The following is a 5,218-nucleotide window of genomic DNA, read 5'->3' on the forward strand; positions in this document are numbered from 1 at the left end:
GGTGGGCGCCGACCGTCGGCGGGACCAGCCGCAGCGCGCGGTCCATGGGCAGCGGGATACGGACGGTCACCGTGCAGGGGTAGGCGCCGGCCGCGATCGACCGGGAGACGAGCAGCGCGGGATCCGGCGGGTCGGCGAGTTCCACGGCCCGCCCGCTGATCGGACGTATCCGCACCACCCGGTCGGCCCGGAAGGTCCGCCACTCGTCCCGCGCGACGTCACGGGCGACGAAGTACCAGCGGCGCCCGGTGTGCACGAGGCGGTACGGGTCGACCTCCCGCATGGTGGCCCTGCCGTTCCTGTCCCGGTAGGCCAGGTCGGCCCGTTCGGCGCCGCGGCAGGCGTTGGCCAGTTCGCGCAGGGTGCCGGAGGTGATCTGCGGCTCGTCGGGCCGCGGCGTGTGGACGAAGGCCGCGTCCATCTCACCGAGCCGCTCCGCCACCCGCGGTGGCAGGACCTGGCGCAGCTTCAGCAGCGCCGACAGCGCCGCCTGATCCCCGCCGAGGACGCCGCTGTACGCCGCCTCGCGCAGCCCGACGGCCACCGCCAGCGCCTCCTCGTCGTCGAGCACCAGGGGCGGCACGCGGTTTCCGGGCCTCAGGCGGTACCCGCCCCAGGGACCGGGGTCGGACTCGACCCCATAGCCGAGCTCCCGGAGCCTGGCGACGTCCCGGCGCACGGTGCGCCCGGTGACCGCCATCCGCTCGGCCAGTTCGTCACAGGTCCACGACGGTCTGGCGGACAGCAGGGACACCAGACGCAGCAGGCGGGCCGAAGTGCTGATCACACCGCGAAGTCTCCCGCACCACGCCGCGAAGCAGAACGGATCCAGGACCGAACCTGTCCTGGTCCCGTCGTACCGTCCCACCCATGAACACGAGCACCGCAGAGACGTCCGTACCCGCCGTCCGCTTCGCCGCCGTCACCTTCGACTGTCCCGACCCCGCCGAACTCGCCCGCTTCTACGGGCAGGCCCTCGGGCTTCCCGTCGGTTACGAGAGCGAGGACTTCGTCCTGCTGGGCGAGGAGGGGTCGCCCGGACTCGGCTTCAACCGCCTGTCCGACTACCGGCGTCCCACCTGGCCGGACCCCGCCCAGGAGAAGCAGGCCCACCTCGAGCTCGGCGTCGACGACCTCGACGCCGCCCAGGCCCGCCTCCTCGCCCTGGGCGCCGTCGAGCCCGGATCCCAGCCGCAGCCGGACCGCTGGCGGGTCCTCCTCGACCCCGCCGGCCATCCCTTCTGCATCACCACGTTCGCCTGAGGTTCGCCTGGGAGGTCAGAGGGTCCGGGGGACCGACGGGGAGGTGGGGGGGCGCAGGACCTGTCCCAGGGACTCCTCGCGCCAGCGGCGGAGCAGTTCGTGGAAGGCCACCGCCCCGTGCGGGTAGGCGGACGGGCCGTTCGGGCGGCCCTTCCCCTCACGGTTGTAGTAGCCGGGGGTGCACTCGGCGTGGAACCACTCGTGGTCCGGTCCCTCCTTCGCCAGCAGGGCGAGCCAGTCGTCCTCGGCCTCCCGGGCCGGCTCGATCAGGGCGCCCTCCGCCTCAGCCGCCGCCACCAGCGCGGCGACGTGCACGGCCTGCTCGTCGAGGACGTGGGTGAAGTTGACGCTTGCGGCGTTCTGCAGCGAACCCATCTGGAGCAGGTTGGGGAAGCCGTGACTGGTGAAGCCGTGCAGCGTGCGCGGCCCCTGGGCCGCCCAGAGGTGCAGCAGTTGAGCGCCGCCGTGGCCCTGGACGGCGAGCCTGCCGGAGATGATCCCGGAGACGCCCACGGAGAAGCCGGTGGCGAGGACCAGGCAGTCGAGGGCGTACTCCTGCCCGCCGACCACCACGCCGCTCGCGGTGACCCGCTCGATGCCGTGGGTGTCCGCGGTGTCCACCAGGGTGACGTTGTCGCGGTTGAACGCCGGGTAGTACAGGTCGGAGAAGGTGGGGCGCTTGCAGGCGTACCGGTACCAGGGCTTGAGCTTCTCCGCGGTGTCCGGTTCGGCGACGGCCTGCTCGACGCGGGCGCGTATCTCGTTCATCTTGGCCGCGTCGGCCACCTCGTAGGCGGCTTCGAACGCCTCCCGGTCGCCCTGGCGGCGGAAGCTCGGCAGCAGCTTCTCCAGCAGGGCCGCCGACTCCGTCCAGCGGTCCGCGACGAGGTCCTGCTCGGCGGGCTCGCCGGAGACCACGCGCAGGAAGTTCTCCCGCCGCTCTCGCGCCCACCCGTCCCGGCCGGCGCCGACGTCCTCGGCGGCGGTGCGGCGGTTGCCGCGCACGTCCACCGTCGAGGGGGTGCGCTGGAAGACGTACACGTGGCCGGCGTCCTCGGCCAGCATGGGGACGACCTGCACACCGGTGGCGCCGGTGCCCACCACGCCGACCCGCTTGTCCGCGAGGCCCGTCATGCCGCCGTCGGGGCCGCCGCCGGTGTAGGCGTAGTCCCAGCGCGAGGTGTGGAAGGTGTGGCCCGCGAAGGTCTCGATGCCCGGCAGGGCGGGCAGCTTCGGCTCGGAGAGCGTGCCGGTGGCGGTGACCACGTAGGTCGCCCGGAACGCGTCGCCCCGGTCGGTGGCCACGATCCACACCTCGGCGTCCTCGTCCCACGTGAGGGAGGTGACCTCGGTGGAGAACAGGGCGTCGTCGCGGAGGCCGAAGCGTTCCGCGATGCGTACGGCGTGCCGCCGGATCTCCTCACCCGGCGCGTACTTCCACTCCGGCACGTACCCGGTCTCGTCGAGCATCGGCAGGTACACGTGGGACTCGATGTCGCAGTGGACGCCCGGGTAGCGGTTCCAGTACCAGGTGCCGCCGAAGTCTCCGCCCTTCTCGACGATCCGCACGCGCTCCACGCCCTGCCCGCGCAGTCGGGCCCCGGCCAGGATGCCGCCGAAGCCGCCGCCGACGACGGCGACGTCCACCGCGTCACGCACCGGCTCCCGCTCGGCCGGCCCGCCCGCCCAGGGGTCGGCCGCCCAGTGGCCGAACGCCGCGTCGGCGCCCCGGTACTGGCCGGCGCCGTCGGGCCTGATCCGCCGCTCGCGCTCCTGCCGGTAACGCTCCCTCAGCCGGGCGAGCTCCTGCAGGGACGGGTCCTGACGAGTCGTCATGCGGGACACCCTCGATTCTGTGAAGTCCGTTACAGAGCAGTCGACTTGAGGCGTCCAGGGAGGCGTTCCCCGGACCCGGAGGCCGGACGTCCGCTACCGTACCCCCTACCGGACAACGCTGTCCGGTTCCCCCAGCGAGGGCGCGGTGACCGCACCGGACCGGACCGCACCGGACCGGATGGGACCTGATGGGACCGGTCCCGGGCCGGGGACCGTGCCGGACAGGAAGGCCCTCATGCAACGACTCCCGATCCGGTGCCTTGCCGGGTTCGCCGCCGCCGGCCTGCTCGCCGCCCTCGCCGGGTGCGGCACGACCCCGGCCTCGTCGTACGTCTCCCCCGGCGACCGGACGGCGGCCGCCGCCTCGGAGCGCACGCTGCCCGCCAAGAAGCTGATGCGGCTCACCGAGGTGCACGAGCGGACCGGGATGACGCTGCTGGAGGGGCCCACCTTCGACGAGGCCGGCCGCCTGGTCGTCGTGGACGTGACCGCGCCGGAGGGCGAGCCGAAGGTGATACGCGTCGACGTCCGCGGGAAGACCTCCGAAGGGCTCCACACCGACGGCACCGGCGCGTACACCTCGGCGCAGTTCGGCCCGCACGACGGGCGGCTCTACCTCACCGACTTCGCCACCGGCCGGATCGTGAGCCTCGCCCCCGACGGCGGCGACCCGCGGACGTTCTTCTCCGGCGAGGTCGACGGGGCGCCGATGAACCCGGACGACCTGACCTTCGACCCGGAGGGCAACGCGTACGTCAGCGACTCCCGCGGCTACCGGCAGGGCAAGGCGCAGGGCCGCGTGGTGCGGATCGACCACGCGACGAAGCAGGCCACCGTCCTGGCCGACGGGATGGCGGCGACCAACGGCATCTCCTTCGACGAGAGGTACCGCGGGCTGTGGGTCAGCGAGCTGACGGAGAACCGGATCTCGCACTTCCTCCTGGACGGCAAGGGAGGGGTGGCCTCCCGGCACACCGCCGTCCGGGTCGACGGCGGCGTCGCGCAGACCGACTCGATCGCCGTGGACGCGGACGGGAACCTGTACCAGGCCCTGCACGGCCGCCCTGCGATGGCGGTCTACGACCGCTACGGCGAGCGCCTGGCGACCGTCGAGGTTCCCGCCGCCGACGCCCGGGGGCTGGAGTCGGCCACCAACGTGGCGATCGCGCCCGGCGGACGGAAGGCCTACATGACGGTGAGCGGGCCCGCCGGAGGGTACGTCTACACCTTCGAGGCGCTCGCCGAGGGCATCCGGCAGTCCAACGGCGGCTGACCCCCGCCGGCGGAAGTCGCCCCGTCGGCGGAAGCCGGTCCGCCGCGCGGGCCTGCCCCGACCGGTGCGAGGGGGACGACGCCGGACCGCAGGGCGCCGCGGTGCGCGCTCCCGGCGGGCTCAGCCGTCGAAGGGGCGCACCGGTCCCACCTCGACACCCAGCAGCCGCCAGGCCGCCAGCGCCCGGCGCTCCCGCTCCTCGCGGGTGAGGCCGGTGACGGCGCCGGAGACCATGGCCACGGCCAGCATGATCTCCTCCGCCGCTGCGGGCCGGGGGCCGGACGGCAGGCTCCCCGCCACGGCGCGCTCCACCCGGTCGGCCAGCGCGAGGGCGCAGGCGCGGCCCTCGGTGCGGCAGGTGGAGGCCCCGTCGGCGCGCAGCAGGTCGATGAAGGCGGCGGACTCGGTCAGGTGCCAGGTCAGCACGCCCAGGACGCCGGCGAACGTGGCGTCCTCGGCGGTGGCCGCCCGCTCGATCTGCCGGACGTTCTCCTCCAGGACGGCGGCGGCCACCGCGGCCCGGTCGGGGAAGTGGCGGTACAGGCTGCCCTGGCCGACACCGGCCCGGCGGGCGATGGCGGAGAGCGGGGCGTCCAGGCCCTGGGCCGCGCAGACCTCGCGGGCGGCGGCGATCAGGGCGGCGCGGTTGCGGGCGGCGGCCAGCGGCCCCTGGTTGGCGGGTCTTCGCTCCTCCGGCGTGGGTGGTCGCGTCACCCCGGAAGGGTAACCGGGCGGGCCTCACCGTCTTGGGCCTCACCGCCTCCCGGGGCGGCAGACGTACCCCGGCCCGCACCGCGTGCCGACCCGCCTCCCCGGCGTCCGTCTCCTCCGGGCCCACCTCTCCCG

At 74.3% G+C, this 5,218-nt stretch carries 5 protein-coding genes; 2 read left to right on the top strand and 3 right to left on the bottom strand.

The features are described from left to right. A partial coding sequence (locus tag ACOV8S_RS32220) for a helix-turn-helix transcriptional regulator (protein WP_448322113.1) occupies window positions 1–787 on the bottom strand: 787 nt, incomplete at its 3' end. An 83-nt stretch (window positions 788–870) separates the two neighbouring features. Here ACOV8S_RS32220 and ACOV8S_RS32225 point away from each other — a divergent pair. Beyond that, window positions 871–1,263: a VOC family protein gene (locus ACOV8S_RS32225; RefSeq protein WP_448322115.1), complete on the top strand. Its 393-nt coding sequence runs from the start codon at window positions 871–873 to the stop codon at window positions 1,261–1,263. A gap of 15 nt (window positions 1,264–1,278) precedes the next feature. On the opposite strand, the gene ACOV8S_RS32230 is transcribed toward ACOV8S_RS32225, so the two are convergent. Continuing rightward, on the bottom strand, window positions 1,279–3,099 hold the full coding sequence (locus tag ACOV8S_RS32230) for a flavin-containing monooxygenase (RefSeq protein ID WP_448322117.1): 1,821 nt from the start codon (window positions 3,097–3,099) through the stop codon (window positions 1,279–1,281). A gap of 235 nt (window positions 3,100–3,334) precedes the next feature. Between ACOV8S_RS32230 and ACOV8S_RS32235 the strand changes: the two genes are divergently transcribed. Next, window positions 3,335–4,372: an SMP-30/gluconolactonase/LRE family protein gene (locus ACOV8S_RS32235; protein WP_448322119.1), complete on the top strand. Its 1,038-nt coding sequence runs from the start codon at window positions 3,335–3,337 to the stop codon at window positions 4,370–4,372. Between the two features lie 120 nt (window positions 4,373–4,492). On the opposite strand, the gene ACOV8S_RS32240 is transcribed toward ACOV8S_RS32235, so the two are convergent. Beyond that, window positions 4,493–5,086, bottom strand: coding sequence for a TetR/AcrR family transcriptional regulator (locus ACOV8S_RS32240; protein ID WP_448322120.1), 594 nt, complete (start codon window positions 5,084–5,086; stop codon window positions 4,493–4,495). Between the last annotated feature and the right edge of the window lie 132 nt (window positions 5,087–5,218).

The organism is Streptomyces sp. CO7, assembly GCF_053474865.1.